Origin of the sequence: Microbacterium panaciterrae, from assembly GCF_039541635.1 — a bacterium.
Taxonomy (GTDB): Bacteria; Actinomycetota; Actinomycetes; order Actinomycetales; family Microbacteriaceae; genus Microbacterium; species Microbacterium panaciterrae.
The window spans coordinates 288,392-314,677 of record NZ_BAABGP010000018.1 but is presented as its reverse complement, the minus strand read 5'-3'; the positions used below and the strand labels follow the sequence as shown (position 1 = coordinate 314,677).

Annotated in this window: 20 protein-coding genes, 1 pseudogene and 1 riboswitch; of the genes and pseudogenes, 17 read left to right on the top strand and 4 right to left on the bottom strand. The window is 70.7% G+C overall.

Annotated elements, in window-relative coordinates; genetic code table 11:
- Positions 1-40: 40 nt before the first annotated feature.
- The 6 genes from hemQ (at position 41) to ABD882_RS14070 (ending at position 5,708) form a co-directional block, all read left to right on the top strand.
- The gene (hemQ, locus tag ABD882_RS14095) at positions 41-745 is read left to right on the top strand and encodes a hydrogen peroxide-dependent heme synthase (protein ID WP_345187958.1); all 705 of its coding nucleotides are present in this window, start codon (positions 41-43) and stop codon (positions 743-745) included.
- Positions 742-1,812, top strand: coding sequence for a hydroxymethylbilane synthase (hemC, locus tag ABD882_RS14090; protein WP_345187957.1), 1,071 nt, complete (start codon positions 742-744; stop codon positions 1,810-1,812). The genes hemQ and hemC overlap by 4 nt, the downstream gene beginning before the upstream one ends.
- The gene (locus tag ABD882_RS14085; protein WP_345187956.1) at positions 1,799-2,599 is read left to right on the top strand and encodes a uroporphyrinogen-III synthase; all 801 of its coding nucleotides are present in this window, start codon (positions 1,799-1,801) and stop codon (positions 2,597-2,599) included. The genes hemC and ABD882_RS14085 overlap by 14 nt, the downstream gene beginning before the upstream one ends.
- Positions 2,596-3,603, top strand: coding sequence for a porphobilinogen synthase (gene hemB / locus ABD882_RS14080; protein WP_345187953.1), 1,008 nt, complete (start codon positions 2,596-2,598; stop codon positions 3,601-3,603). Before ABD882_RS14085 ends, hemB begins: the two co-directional genes overlap by 4 nt.
- 67 nt (positions 3,604-3,670) lie before the next feature.
- Positions 3,671-4,993 carry a glutamate-1-semialdehyde 2,1-aminomutase gene (locus tag ABD882_RS14075; protein WP_345187952.1) on the top strand — a complete coding sequence of 441 codons (1,323 nt, stop codon included), beginning with the start codon at positions 3,671-3,673 and terminating at the stop codon, positions 4,991-4,993.
- A 256-nt stretch (positions 4,994-5,249) separates the two neighbouring features.
- Positions 5,250-5,708, top strand: a complete 459-nt coding sequence (locus tag ABD882_RS14070) for a hypothetical protein (RefSeq protein ID WP_345187950.1) — start codon at positions 5,250-5,252, stop codon at positions 5,706-5,708.
- A 69-nt stretch (positions 5,709-5,777) separates the two neighbouring features.
- On the opposite strand, the gene ABD882_RS14065 is transcribed toward ABD882_RS14070, so the two are convergent.
- Positions 5,778-8,282 (bottom strand): ABC transporter ATP-binding protein, encoded by a 2,505-nt coding sequence (locus ABD882_RS14065; RefSeq protein WP_345187949.1) that lies wholly within the window; start codon positions 8,280-8,282, stop codon positions 5,778-5,780.
- A gap of 153 nt (positions 8,283-8,435) precedes the next feature.
- On the opposite strand from ABD882_RS14065, the gene ABD882_RS14060 reads away from it, so the two are divergent.
- The 4 genes from ABD882_RS14060 to ABD882_RS14045 all read left to right on the top strand — a co-directional run bounded on the left by ABD882_RS14060 (position 8,436) and on the right by ABD882_RS14045 (position 14,361).
- On the top strand, positions 8,436-9,581 hold the full coding sequence (locus ABD882_RS14060) for an enoyl-CoA hydratase/isomerase family protein (RefSeq protein WP_345187948.1): 1,146 nt from the start codon (positions 8,436-8,438) through the stop codon (positions 9,579-9,581).
- A gap of 316 nt (positions 9,582-9,897) precedes the next feature.
- Complete coding sequence (locus ABD882_RS14055; protein WP_345187946.1) at positions 9,898-10,173, top strand: hypothetical protein; 276 nt, start codon at positions 9,898-9,900, stop codon at positions 10,171-10,173.
- 199 nt (positions 10,174-10,372) lie between these two features.
- Entirely contained in the window at positions 10,373-12,100 is a 1,728-nt protein-coding gene (locus ABD882_RS14050; RefSeq protein WP_345187945.1) for an ABC transporter ATP-binding protein, read from the top strand.
- Between the two features lie 38 nt (positions 12,101-12,138).
- Complete coding sequence (locus ABD882_RS14045; RefSeq protein WP_345188017.1) at positions 12,139-14,361, top strand: ABC transporter ATP-binding protein; 2,223 nt, start codon at positions 12,139-12,141, stop codon at positions 14,359-14,361.
- 186 nt (positions 14,362-14,547) lie between these two features.
- On the opposite strand, the gene ABD882_RS14040 is transcribed toward ABD882_RS14045, so the two are convergent.
- Complete coding sequence (locus ABD882_RS14040; protein ID WP_345187943.1) at positions 14,548-16,134, bottom strand: D-alanyl-D-alanine carboxypeptidase family protein; 1,587 nt, start codon at positions 16,132-16,134, stop codon at positions 14,548-14,550.
- A gap of 74 nt (positions 16,135-16,208) precedes the next feature.
- Positions 16,209-16,319, top strand: a riboswitch (TPP riboswitch).
- Here ABD882_RS14040 and ABD882_RS14035 point away from each other — a divergent pair.
- The 3 genes from ABD882_RS14035 (at position 16,316) to ABD882_RS14025 (ending at position 19,283) form a co-directional block, all read left to right on the top strand.
- Positions 16,316-16,957, top strand: coding sequence for an ECF transporter S component (locus tag ABD882_RS14035; protein WP_425563374.1), 642 nt, complete (start codon positions 16,316-16,318; stop codon positions 16,955-16,957). It overlaps the preceding riboswitch by 4 nt.
- Entirely contained in the window at positions 16,954-18,483 is a 1,530-nt protein-coding gene (locus ABD882_RS14030; RefSeq protein ID WP_345187939.1) for an ABC transporter ATP-binding protein, read from the top strand. The genes ABD882_RS14035 and ABD882_RS14030 overlap by 4 nt, the downstream gene beginning before the upstream one ends.
- A complete protein-coding gene (locus ABD882_RS14025; protein ID WP_345187937.1) occupies positions 18,480-19,283 on the top strand; it encodes an energy-coupling factor transporter transmembrane component T family protein in 804 nt (267 codons plus the stop codon). Before ABD882_RS14030 ends, ABD882_RS14025 begins: the two co-directional genes overlap by 4 nt.
- Positions 19,284-19,290: 7 nt before the next feature.
- Here ABD882_RS14025 and ABD882_RS14020 read toward each other — a convergent pair whose 3' ends face one another.
- Positions 19,291-19,911 carry a TetR/AcrR family transcriptional regulator gene (locus ABD882_RS14020; protein ID WP_345187936.1) on the bottom strand — a complete coding sequence of 207 codons (621 nt, stop codon included), beginning with the start codon at positions 19,909-19,911 and terminating at the stop codon, positions 19,291-19,293.
- A 163-nt stretch (positions 19,912-20,074) separates the two neighbouring features.
- Here ABD882_RS14020 and ABD882_RS14015 point away from each other — a divergent pair, with 163 nt between their 5' ends.
- The 4 genes and pseudogenes from ABD882_RS14015 (at position 20,075) to ABD882_RS19115 (ending at position 25,392) form a co-directional block, all read left to right on the top strand.
- Positions 20,075-21,385, top strand: coding sequence for an MFS transporter (locus tag ABD882_RS14015; RefSeq protein WP_345187933.1), 1,311 nt, complete (start codon positions 20,075-20,077; stop codon positions 21,383-21,385).
- A 13-nt stretch (positions 21,386-21,398) separates the two neighbouring features.
- Positions 21,399-23,174, top strand: coding sequence for a glycoside hydrolase family 3 protein (locus tag ABD882_RS14010; RefSeq protein WP_345187931.1), 1,776 nt, complete (start codon positions 21,399-21,401; stop codon positions 23,172-23,174).
- Positions 23,089-24,345: pseudogene (locus tag ABD882_RS19120) on the top strand (MMPL family transporter); the annotation flags it as partial. The gene ABD882_RS14010 and the pseudogene ABD882_RS19120, both read left to right, overlap by 86 nt.
- Positions 24,346-24,393: 48 nt before the next feature.
- Positions 24,394-25,392, top strand: a complete 999-nt coding sequence (locus ABD882_RS19115) for an MMPL family transporter (RefSeq protein WP_425563373.1) — start codon at positions 24,394-24,396, stop codon at positions 25,390-25,392.
- 19 nt (positions 25,393-25,411) lie between these two features.
- On the opposite strand, the gene ABD882_RS14000 is transcribed toward ABD882_RS19115, so the two are convergent.
- The gene (locus ABD882_RS14000; protein ID WP_345187929.1) at positions 25,412-26,194 is read right to left on the bottom strand and encodes a helix-turn-helix transcriptional regulator; all 783 of its coding nucleotides are present in this window, start codon (positions 26,192-26,194) and stop codon (positions 25,412-25,414) included.
- Between the last annotated feature and the right edge of the window lie 92 nt (positions 26,195-26,286).

Below are 26,286 nucleotides of genomic sequence, written 5' to 3'. Positions count from 1 at the left end.
CGCGGCAGCCACGCATAGCTGGAAGGGGCAGACTGGAGGCATGGCCGAATCCGCTGAATCGCCCGTGCCCGCCGTCGACTCCGCCGCCTCCCCGCAGGGCTTCACCCTGTGGGCCGTGTGGCGCCGTGATCCGTCCGCTCCGGTGACCGAGACCGACGCGACCGAGCTCGAGGACATCGTCGCCCTGATCGAGAGCGGCGGGATCTCCGTGCGCGGCTTCTACGACGTCTCCGGTCTCAAGGCCGAGGCTGACCTCATGGTGTGGCTGCACGGTCCGAACCCGGAGGAGCTGCAGCAGGCACTGCGGCGCCTGCGCCGCACCGAGCTGCTGCGCAGCCTGCTGCCGGTGTGGAACGTGATGGGCGTGCACCGCGACGCCGAGTTCAACCGCGCGCACGTGCCCGGCTTCCTCCGCGGCGTCGAGCCCAAGGGCTGGCTGTGCCTGTACCCGTTCGTGCGCACTCCCGAGTGGTACCTCATCGAGGAGGAGGAGCGCCGCCGCATGCTGGCCGACCACGGACGCAAGGGCGCCGCCTTCCGGGGCGTCCTCGCGAACACCGTCGCGGCCTTCGCGCTCGGCGACTACGAGTGGCTGCTGCCGCTCGAGGCGGACGATCTCACCGAGCTCGTCGACCTCATGCGCGACCTGCGCTACACCGACGCCCGCCGCTATGTGAAGGAGGAGGTGCCGTTCTACACGGGGCGCCGCCTGCGCCTCGACGAGATCGCCGAGGTCTTGCAGTGACCGGAGCCGTTGCGTCGAGCAGTGCCCTCACCGGCACGATCCGTCTCGGCACCCGCCGGAGCGCGCTCGCACAGGCCCAGTCCGGGCAGGTCGCGAAGGCGCTGGAGCACGCGTCCGGCCGCCGGGTCGAGCTGGTGCCGATCACCAGCGAGGGCGACACCAACCGTGCCTCGCTCTCCGAGATCGGCGGGCAGGGCGTGTTCGCCACGGCGCTGCGCGAGGCGCTGCTGCGCGGCGAATGCGATCTGCTGGTGCACTCCCTGAAGGATCTGCCCACCCACGTGCCTGCGGAGCTCACGATCGCCGCGATCCCCGCCCGCGCCGACGCCCGCGACGTCGCGATCACCCGTGACGGCATCGCGCTGCACGAGCTGAAGGGCGGATCCGCGATCGGCACCGGATCCCCGCGTCGCATCGCGCAGGTGCACGTGCGCAACCCGCGGCTGCGCACCGTCGACCTGCGCGGCAACGTCGACTCCCGCCTGAAGCGGGTCGCGGACGGCGAGCTGGACGCCGTGATCCTCGCCGCCGCGGGCCTCGGCCGCCTGGGCGCGGGCGGGCCGGACGGCGGACCGCTCGGCGACCTGCAGGGCGAGCTGCTCGGACTCGCGGAGTGGCCGACGGCCCCGGGCCAGGGCGCGCTCGCCGTCGAGACCGCCGCCGACGCCCCGGCCGATCTGCTCCAGGCGCTGGCCGCGCTGGACGACGAGGCCACCCGCATCGCGGTGACCGCCGAACGCGCGGTGCTCGAGGGGCTCGACGCCGGATGCCAGGCGCCGATGGCCGCCCACGCGGTGGTCGAAGGCGACGTGCTGCGCATCCGCGCCGTGGTGTACGCACCGCACGACGGGTGGCGTATCGGGCTCGACATCGCAGAGGCCTTGGACACGCGGACTCTGCACGAGGGGTATATTCATCCCAACGGCAGTGGCAACGGCGCGGACTCTGCCGATGGTGCAGACCCGATCAGCGCAGCGCGCAGGATCGGGTTGTCTGTTGCCCATCGGCTGCTCGAACGTGGGGCGGCTGATCTCCTCCCGCTCCCTTCACCCGATGGTCATGACTGAATCGAAGCAAGAAGCCAAGCCGCTCACCGGCTGGCGCGTGCTCGTGCCGCGCGGCGGCCCCTGGGGCGACGGCGTCGCCGCGAGTCTGCGCGCGCAGGGAGCCGTGCCCGTGGTCGCCCCGCTGATCAACTTCGCCCCCACCACAGACCAGGCCTCCCTCGACGACGCTCTCGCGCAGCTCGCCGCCGGTGCCTACGACTGGCTCACGATCACGAGCGCGACCACGGTCGACGTGCTGTTCGCGCACCGTGCCGTGATCCCTCCGTCGACCAAGATCGCGGCCGTCGGCGAGACCACATCTGCGGCGCTCGCCGCCGTCGGCTACCACGTCGACCTCGTCCCGGAGGACGACAACTCCGCCGAGGGCATGGCGCGGCAGATCATCGGCCTCGAACCCGCCCCGAAGCGGATCCTCACCCTGCGCAGCGAGATCGCGAAACCCGTGCTGACGAAGTCGCTGATCAAGGCCGGCCATGACGTGTCGAGCGTCGTGGCCTACCGCACGGTCGGGGTCCCCGTCACCGATCGGATCATGCGCGACGTGCAGAATGGGCGGATCAACGCGATCCTGGTGACCAGCGGATCCGTCGCCGAGCAGGTGCGCGAGCAGTTCCCGGACATCCCCGACACCACGCTGCTCGCGGCGATCGGGCCGCGCACCGCGAAGGACGCCAAGCGGGCGGGCCTGCCGATCACGGTGGTCGCCGACAAGCAGACGGTCGACGCCCTCATCGACGCGGTGTCGCATTTCACCCTCCCGCACGCGGCCGACGAGTTCGCGCCGTGAGCGGCGGCCTCGGGGCCTCCGCCGGCTTCCCCGACGTGCGTCCGCGGCGGTTGAGGCAGTCCGCGGCCGTGCGCGCCCTGGCGCGTGAGACGGATCTGCTGCCGCGACACCTCGTGCTGCCGCTGTTCGTGCGCGAAGGACTGACGGATCCGGCTCCCATCGGATCCATGCCCGGTGTCGTGCAGCACTCGCTCGACTCCCTGCGCCGCGCCGCTGTCGAGGCGGCGGAGGCAGGCGTGAGCGGTGTGATGCTCTTCGGCGTCCCCGCCGTGCGCGATGCGGTGGGATCCGGGGCGGACGATCCGGACGGGATCCTGAACGTCGCGACCGCCGCGCTCGCGGCGGAGGTCGGCGACGCGCTCGTCGTGCAGACCGATCTGTGCTTGGACGAGTTCACCGACCACGGCCACTGCGGGGTGCTCGCCCCAGACGGCTCCGTCGACAACGACGCCACCGTGGAGCGGTACGTGTCGATGGCGCTCGCCCAGGCGCGCGCCGGATCGCAGCTGCTCGGGCTGAGCGGCATGATGGACGGCCAGACCGCCGCGGTGCGCCACGCGCTGGACGGAGCCGGCTTCACGGACGTGCTGCTGCTCGGCTATGCCGCGAAGTACGCGAGCGCTTTCTACGGACCGTTCCGCGAGGCGGTGGACTCGCAGCTGCAGGGCGATCGTCGCACGTACCAGCTCGACCCCGGGAACCGGCGCGAGGGCGTGCGCGAGGCGCTGCTGGACGAGGCCGAGGGCGCCGACATCGTCATGGTCAAGCCCGCGATGGCGTTCCTCGACGTGCTGCGCGAGGTGCGCGACGTCGTGCACGTGCCCGTGTGGGCCTACCAGGTGTCGGGCGAGTACGCGATGATCGAGGCCGCCGCGCAGAACGGCTGGCTCGACCGCGAGCGCACGATCCTGGAGTCGCTGCTGTCGATCCGCCGTGCCGGCGCTGACGCCGTGCTGACCTATTGGGCGACCGAGGCCGCCCGCTGGCTCACGGCGGGTCACTGATCCCGGCCCAGCCCCACGCGGCGCTCGCGTCGCAGAAGGGCACAGGATCCTCCGGGAGAATGGATCCATGACCGATCGCAATGACGACCTGTTCGACGCGGCCCGCGCGGTGATCCCGGGCGGGGTGAACTCGCCCGTGCGCGCCTACGGATCGGTGGGAGGGACTCCGCGCTTCCTCGCGAGCGCCCGGGGCGCCACGGTCACCGACGTCGCCGGCACGCGCTACCTCGACCTCGTCGCCTCCTGGGGGCCCGCGCTGCTCGGTCACGCGCACCCCGAGGTCGTCGCGGCCGTGCAGGAGGCCGCGACCCGGGGGCTGTCGTTCGGCGCGCCCACGGAGGGCGAGGTCGAGCTCGCCTCCGTCATCGCCGACCGCGTCCGACACGGCGAGGTGCGCCCCGTCGAGCGGGTACGCCTGGTCTCTACCGGCACCGAGGCAACCATGACGGCGATCCGTCTCGCGCGCGGCGCGACCGGACGCGACCTGCTCGTCAAGTTCGCGGGGCACTACCACGGGCACTCCGACGGGCTGCTGGCGGCGGCGGGATCCGGCGTCGCCACGCTCGCGCTGCCGGGATCCGCCGGAGTTCCCGCCCCGATCGCGGCCCAGACCCTGGTCATCGACTACAACTCTCCCGAGGAGCTGGCCGCGGTGTTCGCCGAGCACGGCGACCGGATCGCGGCGGTCATCGTCGAGGCGGCCGCGGCGAACATGGGCGTGGTCGCACCGCTGCCCGGGTTCAACCGGCTGATCGCCGACACCGCGCACGCGCACGGGGCGCTGATGATCCTCGACGAGGTGCTCACCGGTTTCCGGGTGCATCCGGCGGGATACTGGGGCCTGCAGCAGGAGGCAGGCGAGCAGTACCTCCCGGACATCTTCACGTTCGGCAAGGTCGTCGGCGGGGGGATGCCGCTCGCCGCCCTCGGCGGCTCGGCGGCGGTGATGGATCTGCTCGCGCCGGTCGGCCCGGTGTACCAGGCCGGGACGCTCAGCGGGAACCCGCTCTCGGTGGCGGCGGGCCTGGCCACCCTGCGCCTCGCGACCCCGGACGTGTACGCGAGGATCGACGCGGCCTCCGCGCGTCTGTCCGGAGCATTGGATCGCGCGCTGTCCGTCGCCGGAGTCGAGCACGCCGTGCCGCGCGCCGGCAACCTGTTCGGCCTGGCCTTCGCGGCCCAGGTCCCGCACGACTACGCCCAGGCGCAGGCGCAGCAGGGGTTCCGGTACGCGCCGTTCTTCCATGCGATGCGCGAGCAGGGCGTGGCGCTGCCGCCGAGCGTGTACGAGGCGTGGTTCCTCACCGCCGCGCACGGCGACGCCGAACTCACCGCGATCGAGGCCGCGCTCCCTGGGGCGGCCGAGGCCGCGGCCCGCGCGACCGCCTGACCCCGCGGAGCGGATCCGGGCCGACCCCGCGGAGCGGATCCGTGCCGATCCGCGCCTCGGATCCGTGCCGATCCGCGCCTCGGATCCGTGCTTCGTGGGGATGAAAATCGCTGCTTCCCGGCCGTCGGGGGTGGCGTTTTCCATCTTCGCGGGGTGGGTGCCCGAACGGGAGTTGTCGGATCCTGCCAGAGCGATCGTTGCCGTCCTGTGAGGTGCTTCCGGGCGGATCCCGGGCCGACGCTGGCAGACTGTAAAGATGGTGACGCTGCTGCTGGATCAGACCCGCCTCGAGGTGGAGCTCTCTCCGCTCGAGCGCGCCGTCTCGTTCCGCCGCGACAACCTGCACATCGCGCGCGACGCGATCGTGAAGGTGCAGCTCACGGACGACGCCTGGACCTGGCTCCGCGGCGTGGGCAGCCCCGGCACGCACGTTCCGCTGGTGCTCGCCGCGGGCACCTGGAAGTCGGCCAACGGCGATGACTTCGTGCTCATCCGCCGGCACAAGCCGAGCGTCGTGATCGACCTCGAGGGCGCGGAGTTCCAGCGCCTCGTCCTGACCACGCGGCATGGGCTCGCCCTGGCTCAGGCGCTCCGTCTCGACGTCAGCTCCGAGCTCGCCGAGGTGACCGATATCGCCGCGACCGCGTCGATCCCGGTGCAGGATCCCGCGCCGAAGCCGGCACGCAAACGCAAGCCGGCGGTCCGCCCGGCCTGATCGGGCTCGAAACGCCGAAGCGGCGACCGTCCTCAGACGATCGCCGCTCCCGCTCGGGGTGTGCCCGGGTCAGTGCTCGTGCTGCTCCCCGTGAGGGTTGTCGTGATGGTCGTCGCCGTCGTGGTGCGTGTCCTGCTGGTGCGCATCCTGCTCGCGATCGCTGGGCTCGCCGGGCTGATCCCCGTCGTGCTGCTCGCCGGTCTGCTCCTCCTGCGTCGTCGGAGCGGGAGTGTAGGACGGCGCATCGTCGCTGTAGAAGGCCCGCGCTGCGGCGGCGAGCGATGCGCTGACAGCGGCGGCGCGCGGATCCTCATCCTGAGCGATCTCGCCCGCCGTCACCTCCTCGCCGGCGAGGTCCTCATCGTCGTGCGAGTCATCGAGGATGACCTGGATCTCCTGCGTGCGCCCCTCAGCGAGGGCGGCGAAGATCTCGATGCCGGCGATCTCGGTCGTCTCGGTGCTCGGCTCCGGGGCGGCGAACTCGTGGTTCTCGCCGTCGGCGGAGGTCTCCGGCGTCGTGCCGATCACGGTCGTCGCCGCGGTCGCCGCGTCATCGTGTGCGGCCTCGTGCTCGTCACCGGACGGCTGCTCGTCGGGCGCGGACTCGGCCTGTGCGTCATCCCCGCTCTGCTCGCCCGCGGACGGAACGCCCGTGATGAGCTCGTCGAACGACACCGTGCGCGCGGCATCGGGGATGGTGAGGGCCGCGGTCGCGAACGACCCGAGCGCAGCGTTCTGCTCGCCGCCCTCGGGAGCGTGCGTGATCGCCTGCTCGTCAGCGCCCTGCCCGTCCTCGTGTGATGCGGTCTCGCCCGGGGAGTACTCCGGGGCATCGATGGGAGCGGTCAGCGCGACGCCCGCGGCGATCGCCGAGCTCTCGGCGGCCGGCTGCTCGGGGTCGTCCTTGGACTGCTCTGCGCCGTCGTCGGCGTGCTGGTCGGCGTGCTGCTCCGCGTCCGCCTCCGGCGCGCCCTCCGTCTCGGATCCGCTCTGGTCGTGCTCGTCGTCGTGTCCGTTCTCGGCATGCTCGTCGCTGGCGTTGTCCGTGTCCTCCGCGTTCGGCTCCGGCTCGCCCTCGGACCCCTCGCCACCTTCGGCGCCCTCGGACCCCTCGCCACCTTCGGCGCCCTCGGACCCCTCGCCGCCTTCGGGCTCCTGCGTCTCGGCGGTCCCATCGGTCGGCTGCCCCTCGGCTGCCGCATCCTGGGCCTCGCCGTCGTCGGTCTCGGACTCCTGGTCGCCTTCGGAACTGGACTCAGCGCCTTCGGAACTGGACTCAGCGCCTTCGGAACTCGACTCCGCGCCTTCGGATCCGTCGGCGTCCGTGACGGGAGCGGTCTCGGTCGCATCGGCAGCATCGTCAGCATCGGCGGCGGCGCCGTCGGAGGACTGCGCGGCGGCGAACTCGGCGGCTTCGCGGCGCGTGGTCGGGACGGCCGCTGCCGCACCGGCGGACGTCGCCTCCGCCGCAGTGCCGAACAGTCCGGCGGCACCGGCCACCGCAGCGGCTCCTGCCGCGGCGACGCCGGCGCCCGCAGCGGCCGCGCCCTCGGCGCCCTCGGTCTCCGCAACGGCGGGTGCGGCCTCGTCGGCCGCCGAGGCCTCGTCAGCCGGAGCCTCACCCGCGGCCGGAGCCCCACCCGCACCGGCGACGATCGGGATCGCACCGGTCATCGCGTCGCGGCGTCCGTGCACGAGGTCGAGGAAGACCTCCTCGAGGCTCGGCCCGCGCTGCTGCAGCGTGCTCAGGGCGATGCCGGCGGTCACGGCGAGAGCGCCCACGGCGGCGGCGTCGGTGTTGTGCACCGTCAGGCCGGAGCGCAGCACGTCGAAGCTCAGCCCGGCGTTCTTCAGCGCCGTGGTGAGCCCCTCGCGGTCGTCGGCGTCGACGACGACGGATCCGGTCGTGGGATCCGAGAGCTTGTCGATGCTGTCGGCGTACACGACGCGGCCCTTGGCGAGCACCAGCACGTTGTCGGCGACCTGCTCGATCTCGCTCAGCACATGCGAGGAGACCAGGATCGTCCTGCCCTCGTCGGCGAGGCGGCGCATGAGCAGACGCATCCACCGGATGCCCTCGGGGTCGAGCCCGTTCGCGGGCTCGTCGAGCACCAGCGCACCCGGATCGCCGAGCAGCGCCCCGGCGATGCTGAGGCGCTGGCGCATGCCGAGCGAGTAGGCGCCGATGCGGGTCTCGGTCTCGTTCTGCAGGCCGACCAGCGCGAGCACCTCGTCGACGCGCGAGAGCGGGATGCCGTTCGCCTTGGCGGCGATGGTGAGCTGGCGCGGAGCTGTGCGACGCGGGCGGTACACCGCCTCTTCGAGCACGGATCCGATGGTGCGCAGCGGGTGGCGCAGTTCTGCGTGCGGGATGCCGCCGATGGTCGCGGTGCCGGAGGTGGGCCTGATCTGCCCGAGCAGCATGCGCAGCGACGTGGTCTTTCCTGCGCCGTTCGGACCGAGGAACGCGGTCACCGCGCCCGGCTCGATCCGCGCGGACAACTCGTCGACCGCGGTCAACGCACCGAAGCGTTTCGTCACGTGCGAGAACTCGAGAACTTGTCCGTCGGTCATCCGAGGCCTCTCATAGATGAAGCAGTACACCTCTATCTTGTCGGATGCCGCGAGGAAACGCGCGAGGACCCGGTGTATTCCGCCAGATGCCCGCGCGCGCGGAGGCACGTCGGGGGCGGGCCCGAGGCGAGGCGGAGCGGTAACGTGGCACTCGTGAGCACCGCCGAAGACGCCCAGGGAACCACTGCCGCCACGACGCCCGAGCCCGAGGTGCTCGTGCGCACCGAGGGCGCCCTCGGGTGGATCACGCTGAACCGTCCCCGAGCGTTGAACGCGCTGAGCGTCGACATGATCCGGGCGGTGCACGCCGCGCTGGACGCCTGGCGTGACGACTACGACATCGAGATCGTCTACATCGACGGCGCGGGGGAGCGCGGTCTGTGCGCCGGGGGCGACGTGCGCGAGCTGCACGCGCAGATCACGGCGGGCCGCAGCGCCGAGACCGTCGAGTTCTTCCGCGAGGAGTACGCGATGAACGCCGCCATCGCGGAGTATCCGAAGCCGATCGTCGCGATCGCCGACGGCATCACGATGGGCGGCGGCATCGGCGTCGCCGGACACGCTGCGATCCGCGTGGTCACCGAGCGCTCCCAGCTCGCGATGCCCGAGGTCAGGATCGGGTTCACCCCCGACGTCGGCGGCACCTGGCTGCTCGCCCGAGCTCCGGGCCGCCTGGGCGAGTTCCTCGGACTCACGGGCGGGACCATGGACGGATCCGACGCCCTGCATGCCGGGTTCGCCGACTTCTTCGTGCCCTCCGAACGGCTCGAGGCCCTCCGCGACGCCCTCGCGCACCGGGCGGATCCGACCGGGCCGAGCGAGATCGTGATGCTCTTCGACGAGACCCCGGATCCCTCCCCGCTGTCCGCACAGCAGGCCTGGATCGACGACGCGTTCTCCGCCGACACCGTGCCGGAGATCGTGTCCCGGCTGCGCGAGCTCGCACCCCCCTTCCCGGAGTCGGGACGCGCGCAACGCGACCGCGACGAAACGTCGGCGCCCACCCCCGCCGCCGCCGCCGACCTGCTCGAATCCCTCGCCCCGACCGCGCTCGCGGTCACCCTGGAAGCCGTCCGCGAGGCGCGCGCCATGGACTCCCTCCGCGACGCGCTCGCGGGCGAGTACCGCCGCGTGCTCTGGTTCGTGCACCACCACCCCGACCTCGTGGAGGGGATCCGGGCCCAGCTCATCGACAAGGACCGCAACCCGCACTGGGATCCGCAGACCCTCGCCGAACTCGCCCCCGACGCGGCCGCCGCGGCCAGGGAGTACGTGCCGCCGGTCCCGCTCTGGGGCTGACTCGGTCAATAGCAGCTCGTGCTTTGCCCCTGGATGCTGATCTCGCTGATCTGCTCGTCCGCATAGCCCTTGTGCGCGTTGCTTGATTCCCGCGTCGCTCCATCGAGGGATGTCGATTGCTCGAAGGATCTCTGTTGCGTCCGCACGAATGCGAGGGTCCTGCGAACTCCGCGTGCCGTAGCGGCGGATGGATCCGCACAGTCTCGTTTCGCGGGCAGCTCTGCACCGATCCCGCGGGAGCCGCTTCACGGACCTCCGTGCGCGCATAGCGTTGCTGGCGAAGGGGAACGACGAGGCGCAGAATAGAGGCGTGTACATGTCCGTAGAACTCCTCGGGGTCGTGATCGCGGCTTTCGCCGTGCTGGTCACGCTCGGGATCGGCATGTTCGCGGGTTTCGCCTGGATCGTGCGCCGGATCGACCGCGTCGACGACAAGCTGTCCGCCCGGATCGACGGGGTGGAGGACGAGCTGTCCGCCCGGATCCACGGGGTGGAGGTGGGGCTGTCGGAGGTGAAGTCGGAGCTGACGGAGGTCAAGATCGCCATCGCCCGGTTCGAAGGCCCGCGTCCGCACCTCGTCGTCGCGCGCTGAACGCCCCAGCCTGGTTTCCTCACCGGATCCGGAAACTCGGCGGCGAGCAGGGATTCGTTTCGCCCTCAGCGAAGATCGGAGCCGATCATCCTCCAGGGGGATGTGAATGTCGGTGGTGCGTGGCAGGGTGTTTCGTGGCCGCTTTTCGGCCGATCCTTCTTCCCCCGGGGAAGTCCGCTCCCACAAGGAAAGTCCGCCCGTGCTCGGAAAGATCCTCTTCCGCTATCTGAAGCGTTACAAGTGGCTGCTGCTCGGTGTGCTGGTGTTCCAGTTCGGCAGCGCGTTCGCCGCGCTGTACCTGCCTCGTCTCAACGCCGACATCATCGACAAGGGCGTCGCCAACGCCGACACCTCCTACATCTGGTCGCACGGCGGGATCATGCTCGCCGTGTCGTTCGGCCAGATCATCGCCTCCGTCATCGCGACCTTCTTCGCAGCTCGCGCGGCGATGAGCCTGGGCCGCGACATCCGCGCCGACGTATTCGCGCGTGTGAGCGGGTTCTCCGAGCACGAGGTGTCGCTGTTCGGCGCCGGATCCCTCATCACCCGCAACACCAACGACGTGCAGCAGGTGCAGATGCTGGCGATGATGGGCTCGACGATGTTCATCACCGCCCCGCTGCTCGCCATCGGCGGAGTCATCATGGCGATGCAGACCAACCTCAGCCTGAGCTGGCTGATCGCGGTCTCCGTGCCCGTGCTGCTGATCGTCGCCGGCCTGATCATCGGCCGCATGGTGCCGCTGTTCCGCAGCTACCAGGGCAAGCTCGACAACGTCAACCGCATCATGCGCGAGCAGCTCACGGGGGTGCGCGTCGTGCGCGCCTTCGTGCGCGAGCGCATCGAAGAGGACCGCTTCCGCGGCGCGAACACCGACATCATGGTCATCGGCCGCAAGGTCGGATCGCTGTTCGTGCTGCTGTTCCCGCTGTTCATGCTGATCCTGAACGTCACCATCGTGGGCGTGATCTGGTTCGGCGGCGTCGAGGTGAACAACGGCACGGTCGAGGTCGGCACCCTGTTCGCCTTCATGCAGTACATCGGCCAGATCATGATGGGCATCATCATGTCGAGCTTCATGGCGATGATGATCCCGCGCGCCGCGGTCTCCGCCGAGCGTGTCGGCGAGGTGCTCGACGCTGAGCAGGGCATGACCCGCCCGGAGAACGGCGTGACGGCCTTCCCCGTTCCGGGATCCGTCGCCTTCGACGACGTGTCGTTCACCTATCCGGGTGCCGAGTCTCCGGTGCTGCACGGCATCAGCTTCGCCGCGCAGCCGGGTGAGACGGTCGCGATCGTGGGATCCACCGGCGCCGGCAAGACCACGCTGATCTCGCTGATCCCCCGCCTGTTCGATGTGACCGGCGGCGTCGCCTCGGTCGGCGGCGTCGATGTGCGCCAGGCCGACGTCGACGCGCTGTGGAAGGGCATCGGCCTCGTGCCGCAGCGGCCGTTCCTGTTCAGCGGCACGATCGCGTCCAACCTGCGCTACGGCAGGGAAGACGCGACCGACGACGACCTGTGGGCCGCGCTCGAGATCGCCCAGGCGAAGGACTTCGTCTCGGAGATGCCCGACGGCCTGGAGTCATCGATCGCCCAGGGCGGCACGAACGTGTCCGGCGGTCAGCGCCAGCGGCTCGCGATCGCCCGCGCCATCATCCACCAGCCCGAGGTGCTCGTCTTCGACGACTCGTTCTCGGCGCTCGACCTCACCACCGACGCGCGGCTGCGGCAGGCGCTGTGGCGCGAGCTGCCGCACGTCACCAAGATCGTCGTCGCGCAGCGCGTCTCATCCATCACGGATGCCGACCGCATCGTCGTCCTGGAGGGCGGCACCATGGTCGGGGTCGGCACGCACGAGCAGCTGCTCGAGACCAGCGACACCTATAGAGAGATCGTCGAGTCGCAGCTGGGGGTGGACGCATGAGCGAGAACATCGACAAGAAGGCGTCGCGGCGCGAGCGCATGGTCGCTGCGCGCGGCGGAAGCGGATCCGCACCGCAGGTCGAGATGACGGCGGCCGAGAAGGAGGAGGCCGAGCAGGCCGAGAAGGCGCGCCAGCAGGGCGGCGGCATGTTCGACGGCCCCGCCCCGGGCAAGGCCAACCAGTTCGGCCCCAGCTTCAAGCGGATGATCGGGCTGCTCAAGCCCAGCGCCGTGTGGTTCGTGCTGGTCTCGATCTTCGGGGCCCTCGGCGTCGTGCTCGCCGTGGCTGCGCCCAAGGTGCTCGGCAACGCGACGAACATCATCTACGAGGGCTTCACGTCGCTGCAGCTGGCCAAGCCGCAGAACGGTTTCCCCGGGTTCGCGAACGGCACGGATCAGGCGCAGGTCGTCGAACAGCTGCGCGCTGCGAAGCAGAACCAGTACGCCGACATGGTCGCCGCGTTCAGCCCGTTCAAGGTCGGCGACGGGATCGACTTCGAGCAGCTACGCTGGGTGATCACCGCGGTGCTCGCGATCTACGTCGGATCCGCCCTGCTGAGCTGGATCCAGGGCTACGTCATCAACGTGATCATGGTGCGCACGATGTGGCGCCTGCGCGAAGACGTCGAGGCGAAGATCAACCGCCTGCCGCTGTCGTACTTCGACAAGGTGCAGCGCGGTGAGCTGATCTCGCGCGTCACGAACGACATCGACAACATCACGCAGACGATGCAGCAGTCGCTCTCCGGAGCGCTCACGTCCGTGCTCACCGTGATCGGCGTGCTGATCATGATGTTCTCGATCTCGTGGCAGCTCGCGCTGGTGGCTCTGGTCGCGCTGCCGCTCATGGGCGTGATCTTCGGCGTCATCGGTCCGCGCTCGCAGAAGGCGTTCGGGATCCAGTGGAAGAAGGTCGGCCGCCTGAACGCGCGCGTCGAGGAGGCGTTCTCCGGCCACGCGCTGGTGAAGGTGTTCGGCCGCGAGAAGGACGCGCTGGACAAGTTCCAGGTGGAGAACGAGGAGCTCTATCAGGCCGCGTTCAAGGCCCAGTTCCTGTCCGGCATCATCATGCCCGCGATGACCTTCATCGGGAGCCTGACCTACGTCGGCCTCGCCGTGCTCGGCGGCCTCATGGTCGCCAGCGGTCAGCTGCGGCTCGGCGACGTGCAGGCGTTCATCCAGTACTCGCAGCAGTTCACGCAGCCGCTCAGCGAGCTGGGCGGCATGGCCGCGGTCGTGCAGTCGGGCACCGCCTCGGCCGAGCGCGTGTTCGAGCTGCTGGACGCCGAGGAGCAGGATCCCGACGCCGAGGACGCCCCCACGGTCACCGACGGCAAGGGCGTCATCGAGTTCGAGCACGTCGCGTTCTCCTACACCGAGGACCGTCCGCTCATCACGGATCTGTCGTTCCGGGTGGAGCCGGGGCAGACGGTCGCGATCGTCGGCCCCACCGGCGCGGGCAAGACCACCCTGGTGAACCTCATCATGCGGTTCTACGAGCTCAGCGGCGGACGGATCCTGCTCGACGGGCAGGACATCGCCGGGATGACCCGTGAGGATCTGCGCTCCCGCACCGGCATGGTGCTGCAGGATCCGTGGTTGTTCGCGGGCACGATCCGGGAGAACATCCGGTACGGGCGTTCGACGGCGACGGATGACGAGGTCACGGACGCCGCCAAGGCGACCTACGTGGACCGCTTCGTGCACTCCCTTCCGGAGGGCTACGAGACGAAGCTCGACGAGGACGCCTCGAACGTGTCGGCCGGTGAGCGCCAGCTGATCACGATCGCGCGCGCCTTCGTGGCGCAGCCGTCGATCCTGATCCTGGACGAGGCCACCAGTGCCGTCGACACCCGCACGGAGCTGCTGCTGCAGCACGCGATGGCGGCGCTGCGACACGGACGCACCTCCTTCGTGATCGCGCACCGTCTGTCCACGATCCGCGACGCCGACCTCATCCTGGTGATGGAGCACGGCGACATCGTGGAGAAGGGCACGCACGAGGAGCTCATCACCGCGCAGGGCGCGTACTGGCGGCTGTACCAGTCCCAGTTCGAGCAGGCGGCCAGCGATGTCGACGCCGACGAGGCGCTCGTCACGGGAACGGTCACCGTCCCGCTGGCGGACGGGTCGATCGCCTCCGAGATCGAGGCCGGCGCGGCCACGGTCCCCGGCTCGACCTCGGCCCCGGTGGCTGTCGCCGAGCGCATGACGGAGTCCGCCGAGTCCCCGTCGATCGACTTCGGAGACCACAGGTCCTGATCCGCTTCCCCGAAGAACGCAACCGCCGCCCTCCTTTCGGAGGGCGGCGGTTCTGCGTGTGCCCCCCGCGTCAGCCCCCTGACCGCGAGACTGCAACTGGGCGGCGAGACTGCACCACATTGCTGCAGTCTCGGCGCGCAGTTGCAGTCTCGCGGAATGAAAGGAGAGGCGGGGCGCCCCGGGCGCCTACTTCGTCAGGCCGAACAGCACGAGCGGGTGGGTGAGACGCCACCACAGGCTCGGACCTTCGAGCTTCGTGCGCAGGGCGAGGGGCACCGTGGTCGAGTCGAGCGGTCCCTTGAGCGTGAGCGTGCCCGCCGCGTCGCCGGCCTTCCACTCGTCGCCCAGCGCGAACTTCGTCGTCGCGGAGGCCGAGGCGCCGTTCCACAGCACGACCCGTGCGCCCTCGGCAGCCACGACCTGCGTGGTCTCGCCCCAGGCGGTGTCGACGGTTCCGAGCGTGGTCCCCTTGACCACCGTCTCCGGCTGGCTCTTCAGCGCGGCCTCGACGTCGGCGTACAGCTGCCGCGAGGCATCGACCCGGGCCGCGTCGTTCGGTTCGCCGAGCACGTCGGCGTAGATCCGCACCGTGGTGGATCCGTCGGTCACGTCCTTGCCGGAGAGCAGGTTGTACTTGGTGGCGTCGCCGTCGCCGATCGTGCCTGTCTTGATGCCGATGATGCCGGCGTCATCGATCAGCCCGTTCGTGTTCTGCACCGTGCCGGCGCCCGGCAGATCGACGCTCTTCTTCTTCACGATCTCGGCGATCACCGGGTTCTGCACGGCGAGCGTCCCGAGCTGGATCAGCGCGCGGGGGGTGGCGACGTTGCCGAAGTCGAAGCCCGAGGGCGTGGTGACAGTGATCTCGGAGAGGTCGTGCTGGCGCAGCCACTGGTTGGCGGCGGCCGCATACTCGCCGTCGGAGCCCCACACATCACGCGCGAGACGGTCGGCGTAGTTGTTCGCCGATCCGAGCAGGATCCCCTCCAGCAGCTGGTACTGGGTGAGCGATCCGCCCGCCGGCACGTCCAGCGCCGACTCGTCGTTGCGCAGATAGCTCGAGTAGTCGTCGCTGTCCGCCTGGGTGAAATCGAAGGTCGCGCCCTGCTCGCCGGGCTTCATCGGCAGCTTGTCGAAGGAGGCCAGCACGGTCACGAGCTTCGTGATGCTCGCCATCGGGGCCTGCTGCTCGGTCGAGGCGATCGTGCCGATGCCGGCGACGCCGACCGCGGCGCTGCCCGATGCCGGCCAGGCCACTGCGGCCGTGGGTGCGGCGGCGGGCCGGAACGTGGTGGCCGACGCGGCGGGTTTGACCGCGTTCAGCGGCCACACCGCCGTGGTCGTCCCGTACGCGGCGGCGACGAGCACGAGCCCGATGATCGGCAGCAGCACACCAGGACGCGCGAGCGTGCGTCGGGGTGCGTCGGCGAGGAGCGGGCCGGAGGTGGGTTCGTCGGACGAGGCGTGCGTCGCGGCGGTGCCGACCCGGTCGACATCGACCCAGGCGAGAGCGGCCGTGGGGGTGGGATCCTTCCGTGCCACGGGGCGTGCGGACCTGCGGGATCGGCGGGCCGTGGCGGGCGCCTCGGCGACGGCCGCGGCCTCAGGCTCAGTTCCGGCGGTCTCCGCGGGGGAGGCCTCCACCGGCGAGAACAGCGTCCGCGGGAACAACGGCTGCTCTGCGGCGGGCGGCTCGGCCGGGGGGAACAGCCCCATCGGCGCGGATTCCTCCGACTCGGCCGTCTCGGGCCCAGGACGGTCGTCGGTGTTCACGCTCCTACCGTATCGTTCGCGGCCGTCATGTCCCGTCTCGTGCGTGCGGTGCCCGCGCGGTGGGGTTAGGATGGCCGGATCACCACGGGAGTCCGGCGAGGCCGGGCTGAGAGGAAGCGACCCGCGCTTCGACCGTCGAACCTGATCCGGATCATGCCGGCGCAGGGAGGAGTTTCTGATGATGCATGCATCTGTCCGCGCGTCCGAGACGAACGCAGACACCGCCGCCCTCCGGGGCCCCCGACTCTGGCGCTGGCGCGTCGTCGACATCATCGTCGCCAGCGTGATCGCGGTGGCGTGCGCGGGCGTGTTCCTGCTCTGGGACATCGTCTCGACGGGGCCGAGCGCCCTGCTCACGCCCGTGCTGCCCGGACTTCAGGAGCTGCTGGCCGGACCCTGGCTGCTCGCCGGCGTCCTCGGCGGGCTCATCATCCGCAAGCCCGGCGCCGCCCTGTACACCGAGCTCGTCGCGGCCGTGATCGAATCGCTCGTCGGCAACCAGTGGGGCCCGCTCACGATCGTCTCGGGCCTCGTGCAGGGCATCGGCGCGGAGCTGGTCTTCCTGGTGTTCCTCTACGCCGCGTGGCGCCTGCCTGTGGCGTTGCTCGCTGGTGCAGCCTCAGGATTCGCCTGCGGACTGAACGACCTCATCCTGTGGTATCCCGGATCCGGAGCGCTGTTCGTGACCATCGCCCTCATCTCGGCGACGGTGTCGGGAGCCGTCATCGCGGGCCTCGGAGGCTGGGCGATCATGCAGGGTCTTGCCGCGACCGGGGCGCTCAACCGCTTCGCCGCCGGCCGCACCGCGGCCGCCCGGGTGTGACCCCACCGACGACGGGGGTCGGCGCGGCGCAGCTCGAAGCGCACGGCTGGGGCTGGCGGTACGCCACGCGCCGCCGCTGGGCGATCCGCGGCACCTCGCTGCGGATCGAGCCGGGGGAGCGCGTGCTGCTGCTCGGCGCCTCCGGATCCGGCAAATCCACCCTGCTGCAGGGCCTCGGCGGTGTGCTCGGCGGCGCTGACGAGGGCGACGCCGAAGGTGCTCTGCTCGTCGACGGCATCCCGGCCGACCACGCCCGCGGACGGGTCGGCATGGTGCTGCAGGATCCGGACACCCAGACCATCCTCGCGCGCGTCGGCGACGACGTGGCGTTCGGCTGCGAGAACCTCGGCGTGCCGCGCGAGGAGATCTGGACCCGCGTCGACGCTGCGCTCGCCGCGGTCGGGCTCGACGTCCCGCCTGAACGACCCACGGCCGCCCTGTCCGGCGGGCAGAAGCAGCGGCTCGCGCTCGCCGGGGTGCTCGCGATGCGCCCCGGGGCGATCCTGCTGGATGAGCCGACCGCGAACCTGGACCCTGCCGGGGTCGCCGAGGTGCGCGCGGCCGTGGGTGCGGTGCTCGAGGCCACCGGTGCGACGCTGGTCGTCATCGAGCATCGGATCGAGGCGTGGCTGGGCCTGATCGATCGCGTCATCGTGCTCGGCGCCTCGGAAGAAGGCACCGAGGTGATCGCGGACGGCGCCCCGCACGCCGTGCTCACCGAACGGGCCGAGGAGCTGTCGGCCATGGGCGTGTGGGTGCCGGGCATCGATGTGGCCGCCCGAGCCCAGGGGCTGGTCCGTGCCCGCGAGCGGCCAGTGGCCGACGAGGATGCAGGAGATCCGCCCCGCACGAGCCTCCCCGGCGCAGAGCTGCTCGTCGCGGAGGGGCTCGTCGTCGGGCGCGCCAAAGGCGTTGCCGTCGCGGGTCCCGTTGCGCTGACATTGCACGCGGGGGAGGTGCTCGGGATCACCGGGCCGAACGGGGCCGGCAAGTCCACGCTCGGCCTCACCCTCGCCGGTCTCCTGCCCGCCATCGCCGGCCGGGTGCGCGCCTCCGACGCCCTGCGTGCCGGCGCCGCAGGAGCGGATCCGCTCGCCTGGTCGTCCCGCGAGCTGCTCACCCGCATCGGCACGGTGCTGCAGAGCCCCGAGCATCAGCTGCTCACGAGCACCGTGCGCGACGAGCTCTCGGTGGGGCCGCGTGCGCTGCGGCTGCCGGAGGACGAGGTCGAGGCGCGCGTGACGGGCCTGCTGCACCGGCTGCGGCTGGACGGTCTCGCCGCGGCCAATCCGTACACGCTGTCCGGGGGTGAAAAGCGCCGGCTCACCGTCGCCGCGGCGCTCGCCACGCGCCCGCGGGTTCTGGTGCTCGATGAGCCGACGTTCGGGCAGGACGCGCGCACCTGGGCCGAGCTGGTCGCGATCATCGCCGAGGTACGCGACGAGGGCACTGCGGTGATCGCCATCTCGCATGACGAGGATGTGCTGCGCGCCCTGGATGCGCGGCGATGCGAGGTCGGCTCGTGACACTCGCGCTCCCCGACGTCCGCACGGGGCGCTTCGGACCGATCGTGCCGCGCAGCGCCCTGGCCAAGCTCACCGCAGCGCTCATCGTCAGCATGCCGCTGATCCTGTCCGTCGACGTCGTGTCCGCAGCGACGGCGCTGGTGCTCGCCGTGCCGGTGCTGCTCTGCTGCGGGCTCACCCCGCGCGAATTCTGGACGCGCACGGCGGTGCTGTGGATCGCTGCGCCGCTCAGCGCCGTGACGATCGCGCTGTACGGGCAGGCGAGCGGCCCTGTGCTGTTCTCGTGGTTCGTGATGCACGTGACGGAGGGGTCGCTCGGCCTCGCGGTCGCGACCGGACTGCGGGTGCTCGCGATCGGCCTGCCCGCGGTGGCGCTGTTCGCGACGGTCGATCCCACCGATCTCGCTGATGCGCTCGCTCAGCGCCTCCGACTGCCGGCACGGTTCGTCATCGGCGCGCTCGCAGGCATGCGCATGCTCGGGCTGCTCGCCGAGGACTGGCGCGCGCTGGCACTGGCCCGACGGGCGCGGGGGGTGGCGGATCAGGGCCGGATCAGGCGAGGGGCGGGCATGGCGTTCGCCTTGTTCGTGCTCGCCGTGCGCCGTGGTTCGTCGCTCGCGACCGCCATGGAGGCGCGGGGCTTCGGTGCCCGCGGGCTGCCGCCGCGGACCTGGGCGCGGCCGGCGCCGTGGGCGGCGGCCGACACAGTGCTGGTGCTGCTCAGCGCCGTCATCCCCGCGGCCGCGATCGCCGTCGCGGTCGCGGCCGGATCCTGGCACCTCATCCTCGGCCCCGCCTGATCTTCGCTCATGCCGGGGCACCGTCGTCGAGCGGCACGACGAGCAGCTCGTCGATCCGCCGGCGCAGCGCCTCGGCCATGTCGACCGAAGCGGGGTCGAGCAGCCACTGCAACTGCAGGCCGTCCATGAGGGCGGTCAGCTCGGATGCGGCCAGATCCTCGTCGACGTGCGCGGCGAGGTAGCCCGCCTCGCGGGCGTTGCGCAGGGCGCGCGCGGTGCCGGAGCGGATCCGGCGATAGCGCTGCACGAAGTAGTCATGCGCGGGGTGTGCGGGATCTGCCGCCTCGGCCGACAGCACCGCATACAGCGCGATGATGCCACCGACCTCGGTATTGTGCCGGGCGAGATCGACCATGCCGCGGAGGATCCCGATGCCGTCCTGGCCGCGTGAGCCGTTGCGGCGGAAGCGCTCGCGGTCCTCCAGATCCCGGGTCTCCAGGACCGCCTCCATAAGCGATTCCTTCGTCGGGAAGTGGTGCGCGAGCCCGGCCCGGGAGATCTCGCACAGCTGCGCGATCTCGAGCATGGTGGCGCTGTTGAAACCGACGCGGCCGAAGAGCGCTGTCGCCGCGGCGATGATGCGCTCTCGTCGGGCTCTGCCCGTCGTGTATCCGCGTGCTGTCGTCATCCCGGTCCCATCGTACGAGGCGGATCCGCGGCCGCGGATGTCGTCGAATCAAAAACCTACACTTGTGTCGGTTTTCATGCTAGCGTGCGTCTCACCCACATGAAAGCGCCTGCCGGCATCGGCACACCCGCTCCTGAAACCGCCCCCGAACCAAGGACTGACAATGCCGTCGACCTCCTCTGACGCACCCGAAGAGCTGCGTCCGCCGATCACCGAGACCACGTTCGTCGCCACCGCTTCCGGCGAGGACGACCCGCCCGCGCCGATCAAGGGCGTCCGGCGCCTGCTCGGCTGGATCATCCCCGCCAACTTCGCGATCTTCGTCATCTGGGGCGCGGTTCCCGGGATCCTGCTGCAGGCCCAGCTGATCGCGATGTTCCCGGACGAGAAGGTCCAGGTCGCCAACATCGCCATCGTGATGACGATCGGCGCGCTCGGCGCCATGATCGCGCAGCCCGCGGCCGGGCAGCTCTCCGACCGCACCCGCTCGAAGTTCGGGCGGCGTGCGCCGTGGATCCTCGGCGGAGCGATCGCGGGAGGCATCGCACTCATCGCACTCGGCTTCATGAACAACCTCGCCGGCATCATCGTCGCGTGGACGCTCATCCAGATCACCTACAACTTCGCGCAGGGCCCCCTCTCGGCGGTGCTGCCGGATCGCGTGCCGGTCGCCCGTCGCGGAACCTTCGCCGCACTCTCCGGCATCGGGCTCATGCTCGGTGCGCTGGGCGGCCAGATCATCGGCTCGCAGCTCGCGCACACCATCACCGTGGGATACATCGTCTTCGCGGTGTTCGCCGTGGTCGTGCTGCTTGGTTTCGTGCTGGCCAACCCGGATCACCCGAGCCTCAATTTCCGCAACGAGCCCTTCAGCTTCGGCGAGTTCCTGCGCACCTTCTGGGTCAACCCGATCAAGCACCCCGACTTCTTCTGGGCGTTCACGGGCCGGCTGCTGCTGTACACCGGCTACTTCGCCGTCACCGGCTTCCAGCTGCTGATCCTCAAGAACTACCTGGGCGTCAAGGATCCGTTCGCCGTCATCCCGATCCTCGGACTGCTCAGCCTCGTCGGGATCCTGATCGCCACGGTGGTCTCCGGCCCGCTCTCCGACAGGATCGGGCGCCGCAAGCCCTTCGTGTTCGCATCCTCGCTGCTCATGGCCATCGCCCTCGTGGTGCCGTGGATCTCTCCGTCGTACACGTCGTGGATGATCATGACCGTGATCAGCGGGTTCGGGTTCGGCATGTTCCAGGCCGTCGACACCGCTCTGATGAGCCAGGTGCTGCCCTCCGCCAAGAACTTCGCGAAGGATCTCGGCGTCGTCAACATCGCCGCCACGCTGCCGCAGACGTTCGCTCCCGGGTTCGCCGGCGCGATCGTGCTGGCATTCGGCTACAACGCGCTGTTCCCGATCGCGGTCGTGCTGAGCGTGCTCGGCGCGGTCAGCGTCTGGTTCATCAAGTCCGTGAAATAAGGAGACCATCGACATGACAGACACCGAGGTGCGCTTCCCGTACCAGGACGCGTCGCTCGACATCGAGCAGCGCGTGGACGACCTGCTCGGCCGGATGGAGATCGCCGACAAGGTGGGGATGCTGTTCCACACCATGGCGGCGTACGCGGATCCGGAGGAGGGCAACCCGACGTTCGGGATCCCCTCGATCGCCTCCATGATGCGCAAGCGCCGGATGAACCACTTCAACCTGCTCGGCGCCGCCCCGAACGGACGCGAGTTCGCGGCCTGGCACAACGCCCTGCAGCGGATGGCTCAGGACACGCCGCTCGGCATCCCGGTCACCCTCTCCACCGACCCGCGGCACTCGTTCAGCGACAACCCGCTCACCTCGCTCATGGCGGGTCCGTTCTCGCAGTGGCCGGAGACCCTCGGCTTCGCGGCGATCGGATCCCCGGAGCGGCTCGAGCGCTTCGCCGACATCGCCCGCCAGGAGTACCTCGCGGTCGGCCTGCGGGTGGCGCTGCACCCGCAGATCGACCTGGCCACCGAGCCGCGCTGGTCGCGGATCTCGGGCACGTTCGGCGAGGACGCGGATCTCACCTCGCGTCTCGTCGTCGGCTACATCCGCGGATTCCAGGGGGCGGAGCTCGGCGCCGAGTCGGTCGCCACGATGGTCAAGCACTTCCCGGGCGGCGGTCCGCAGCTCGACGGCGAGGATCCGCACTTCGCCTGGGGCAAGGAGCAGGTCTACCCGGGCGATGCGCGGGACTACCACCTGCGTCCGTTCATCGCGGCGATCGGCGCCGGGGCGACCCAGATGATGCCGTACTACGGCCAGCCCGTCGGCACCGACTGGGAGGAGGTCGGCTTCGGCTTCAACAAGGATGTGCTCACCGACCTGCTGCGCGATGAGCTCGGATTCGAAGGCATCGTCTGCACCGACTGGGGTCTGCTCACCGACGTCGTGGTGTTCGGCGCCGACATGCCCGCCCGGGCGTGGGGCGTGGAGCAGCTCACCCGGCCGCAGCGCATGGTCAAGGCGCTCGACGCCGGCATCGACCAGTTCGGCGGAGAGCTGTGCACCGACGAGCTGCTCGGACTCGTGGCACGCGGAGAAGTCGCGGAGGCCCGCCTCGACGTCTCGGTGCGCCGGCTGCTGCGCGAGAAGTTCCGGCTCGGCCTGTTCGAGAACCCGTTCGTCGACGAGGAGGCCGCCGAGGCGATCGTCGGACGCGCCGACTTCGTCACCGAGGGCCTCGACACGCAGAGCGACTCGCTCACCCTGCTGACGAACACGGCGGTCGACGGCGGATCCGCGATCCTGCCGCTCACGCGCGGCGTGAAGGTCTACGCCGAGGGCGTGGCCGGCGACGCGCTCGCCGCCTACGCCACGGTCGTCGGGACGCCGGAGGAGGCGGATGTCGCGATCCTGCGCATCAAGGCGCCCTTCGAGGATCGCGACCGCGGAGGGTTCAGCGACCTGTTCCACTCCGGCTCGCTCGAGTTCCCCGCCGAGGAGCACGCGCGGCTGACCGCGATCGCCGCCGCGGTGCCGACCGTGATCGACATCTATCTGGACCGGCCGGCTGTGCTCGGCGGGCTCGAGGAGACCGCGCGCGCCGTGCTCGCCGACTACGGCGCCTCGGACGAAGCCGTGCTGCGGGTGCTGTTCGGCGATCGCGGGCCGCAGGGCTTGCTGCCGTTCGACCTGCCCCGCTCGGATGCGGCGGTGGCTGCGAGCCGCACCGACGTCGCGTTCGACACCGAGAACCCGACATTCCGGTTCGGACACGGCCTGCGCTACTGACCCCGCGGGCCCTCTCGTCCCTTCGATTGATCTTTCGTTCCACCTTGTGCACGATGTCCGGCGGCGCCGTTCCCGGTGGACTGGAGGCATGTCAGATCCTGCTGCGCGCCCGCGCCTCTCCGATGCTCTGACCTCGCGCCGCGGCGCGTGGATCTCGCTCGGACTCGTCCTGCTCATCATGGTGCTGCTGTTCGGCGCCTTCGGTTCGGCCAAAGCGCCCGGCGGCAACGCCCAGGCTCCGGTCGGCTCGGAGTCGACGCACACCGCCGAACTGCTCAAGAAGTTCCCGAACGCGGATCGCCAGTCGGTGCTCGTGGTCGCCGCGCGCAACGACGGCGCGACGCTGTCCGGCGCGGATGTCGAGCATCTGAAGGGCCTGCTTCCCGTGCTCGGCACCCACGCGGCAGCGGATCCCACCGGCCCGATCGTGAGCGACGACAAGAAGGCCGCCGTGCTCATGACGCCGATCACGGTCGGCGATTCGAACGCCGAGAACGCGGCCGTCATCAAGACGCTGCGTGCGGACGTCGCCGCCCACGCCCCCGACGGACTGACCTTTCAGGTCACCGGCGGGCCGGCCTTCGGCGCCGATGTGGCGTCGTCGTTCGAGGGTGCCGACTTCACCCTGCTGATCGTGACGATCCTGATCGTGGCGATCCTGCTGATCGTCACCTATCGCTCACCGGTGCTATGGCTCATCCCGCTGGTCGTGGTCGCCCTCGCCGACGGTCTCGCCGGCCGGATGACCGCCGCAGCCGGATCGCTCTGGGGCCTGCAGTTCGACTCCGGCATCATCAGCGTGCTCGTGTTCGGCGCCGGCACGAACTACGCCCTGCTGCTGATCTCGCGCTACCGCGAGGAGCTGCAGCTCACCGACGACCACCGTCGGGCGCTGAGCACGGCCTGGCGCAAGACCGTCCCCGCGATCGTGGCCTCGAACGTGACCGTGGTGCTCGCGCTGCTGACGCTCGTGCTCGCGGTGATCCCCGGCACCCACGGCCTCGGGATCTCCTCCGCGATCGGGCTGCTGATCGCCCTCGCCTCCGTGCTGTTCCTGCTGCCCCCGGTGCTCGCGGTCTGCGGGCGGACCGTGTTCTGGCCGTTCGTGCCGCGTCCCGGCGACGCGCGCCGGCAGGGCAGGGCGTGGCGTTCCATCGCCGCCGGAGTCGTCCAGCGCCCGGTCGTCAGCCTGCTCGCGGGCGCGGCGCTGCTGGCCGTGATGGCGGCGGGCCTCTTCGGCACGTCCATCGGACTCGACCAGATCGAGAAGTTCCGGGTGCCGTCCGAGTCGGCGGCCGGCCTCGAGGTGCTGTCTGCGCACTTCCCCCCGGGCGAGGCGCAGCCGATCCTCATCGTGACCGACAGCGGGCAGGCGGATGACGTGGTCACCGCCGTCAAGGGCGTCGAGGGGATCGTGCGGGTTCAGTCGGTCGGCACCACCGATAACGGCGACCTGACCAAGATCATGGTGACCAGCGACTACGCGCCGAGCACCGAGAAGAGCCTGGCCCAGATCACCGAGCTGCGCACCGCCGTGCACGCTGTACCGAAGGCGGATGCCGTGGTCGGTGGAGCGGTCGCGACCGATGTCGACGCCCGTGCGGGCAACGTGCAGGATCTGCTGCTGATCGCCCCGCTCGTGCTTGCCGTGAGCTTCCTCGTGCTGCTGATCCTGCTGCGCTCGCTCGTCGCTCCGGTGCTGCTGCTCCTGGTGAACCTGGCCAGCGCGGTCGCCGCGATCGGTGCGGGATCCTGGCTCAGCCGGGTGCTGTTCGGGCAGCACGCGCTCGACCTGCAGGTGCCGTTGCTCGCCTTCCTGTTCCTCGTCGCCCTGGGCATCGACTACACGATCTTCCTCGTGCACCGTGCCCGCTCGGAGGCGGCGGAACGCGGAACCCGGCAGGGCATGGTCGAGGCGATCGCACACACCGGCGGCGTGATCACGAGTGCGGGCATCGTGCTTGCCGCGGTGTTCGCGGCGCTCGGCGTGCTGCCGCTGGTCACCCTCGGTCAGCTCGGGCTGATCGTCGGCGTTGGCGTGATCGTCGACACGCTCGTGGTGCGCACCGTCATCGTGCCGGCGATCTTCGCCCTCGTCGGCGACCGGATCTGGTGGCCGGGGCGTCCGCGTCGCACCTCGCAGGCGCCGGCGCCGGCGGATCCGGACGTCTCGGATCCGGGCGTCTCGGATCCGGAGCCGGTCGCGGTCTCGTCCTAGCAGGCGGGTCCGGAGGGCGTCATGCGGCGGGCAGCCACAGCGTCATCCGGACCCCGTCCTCGGGCAGGTGCAGCACCTCGTAGCGGCGCGCGGTCACGGTGCCGTCGGCGGAGCGCACATGCGTGATGTCCCCGCGTCGGCGCTGCACGAGATGGCCGTTCCACCAGGTCTCGAACAGCGCGCTCTCGCCGCTCAGCTCCTCGACGAGGGCCACGAGTTCCGGATCCTGCAGGCGGTCCACGTTCGCGGCGCGCAGGTGCGCGACGGCGCCGCGGGCGAGCTCCTCCCACTCCACGAAGGTCTCGCGGGCGCGCGGGTCGAGCAGCAGCGAACGGCAGGTGTTGCGCTGCGCGGGCGGAAGGTCGGCGAGCCCCTCATGCAGGGCGAGCCCCTCGGGGTTCGCGGCGACGACCGTGCTGAGCCGGTCCAGCACGTACGCGGGGTTGGGGCGCACGGCGTCGACGAGCATCGACATCCGGGCGATCAGGGCGTCGTCGTCGGTCGCTGCGGCCGGCACGGGATGGGTCGTTCCGGGGTGGGCGTCGCGTAGCCGGTGCAGGTGGTCGGCGGCGTCCCCGTCCAGCCGCAGCGCCCGGGCGAGCGCGTCGAGCACGGCGTCGCTGGGGTGGGTCTCGCGGCCCTGTTCGAGGCGGGTGTAGTAGTCGGCGCTGATGCCGGCGGACGTGGCGACCTCTTCGCGGCGCAGTCCGCTGGTGCGGCGACGGGTGGCCTTCGCGAGCCCCTCCTGCAGGCGGGGGTCGGTGCGCCGCGCGCGGAGGAAATCGCCGAGGGCGTTCGACATCTGCGACCTCCGGGCAGTTCGGCGGGACAGGATCCGCGTCGCGGAAGAAGGGTGCGGCGCTCCTAGGAAGATTACGGTCTTCCGCGTCGCGC

What these genes read in the sequence shown, in the direction of transcription:
- ABD882_RS14075 (WP_345187952.1), top strand. Translation starts at nt 3,671, where the DNA reads ATGACCGATCGCAATGACGACCTGTTCGACGCGGCCCGCGCGGTGATC.
- ABD882_RS14065 (WP_345187949.1), bottom strand. Translation starts at nt 8,282, where the DNA reads ATGACCGACGGACAAGTTCTCGAGTTCTCGCACGTGACGAAACGCTTC.
- ABD882_RS14015 (WP_345187933.1), top strand. Translation starts at nt 20,075, where the DNA reads ATGCCGTCGACCTCCTCTGACGCACCCGAAGAGCTGCGTCCGCCGATC.
- ABD882_RS19115 (WP_425563373.1), top strand. Translation starts at nt 24,394, where the DNA reads ATGGCGGCGGGCCTCTTCGGCACGTCCATCGGACTCGACCAGATCGAG.
- ABD882_RS14020 (WP_345187936.1), bottom strand. Translation starts at nt 19,911, where the DNA reads ATGACGACAGCACGCGGATACACGACGGGCAGAGCCCGACGAGAGCGC.
- ABD882_RS14045 (WP_345188017.1), top strand. Translation starts at nt 12,139, where the DNA reads ATGGTCGCTGCGCGCGGCGGAAGCGGATCCGCACCGCAGGTCGAGATG.
- ABD882_RS14010 (WP_345187931.1), top strand. Translation starts at nt 21,399, where the DNA reads ATGACAGACACCGAGGTGCGCTTCCCGTACCAGGACGCGTCGCTCGAC.
- ABD882_RS14055 (WP_345187946.1), top strand. Translation starts at nt 9,898, where the DNA reads ATGTCCGTAGAACTCCTCGGGGTCGTGATCGCGGCTTTCGCCGTGCTG.
- ABD882_RS14085 (WP_345187956.1), top strand. Translation starts at nt 1,799, where the DNA reads ATGGTCATGACTGAATCGAAGCAAGAAGCCAAGCCGCTCACCGGCTGG.
- ABD882_RS14070 (WP_345187950.1), top strand. Translation starts at nt 5,250, where the DNA reads ATGGTGACGCTGCTGCTGGATCAGACCCGCCTCGAGGTGGAGCTCTCT.
- ABD882_RS14000 (WP_345187929.1), bottom strand. Translation starts at nt 26,194, where the DNA reads ATGTCGAACGCCCTCGGCGATTTCCTCCGCGCGCGGCGCACCGACCCC.
- ABD882_RS14035 (WP_425563374.1), top strand. Translation starts at nt 16,316, where the DNA reads ATGCATGCATCTGTCCGCGCGTCCGAGACGAACGCAGACACCGCCGCC.
- hemQ (WP_345187958.1), top strand. Translation starts at nt 41, where the DNA reads ATGGCCGAATCCGCTGAATCGCCCGTGCCCGCCGTCGACTCCGCCGCC.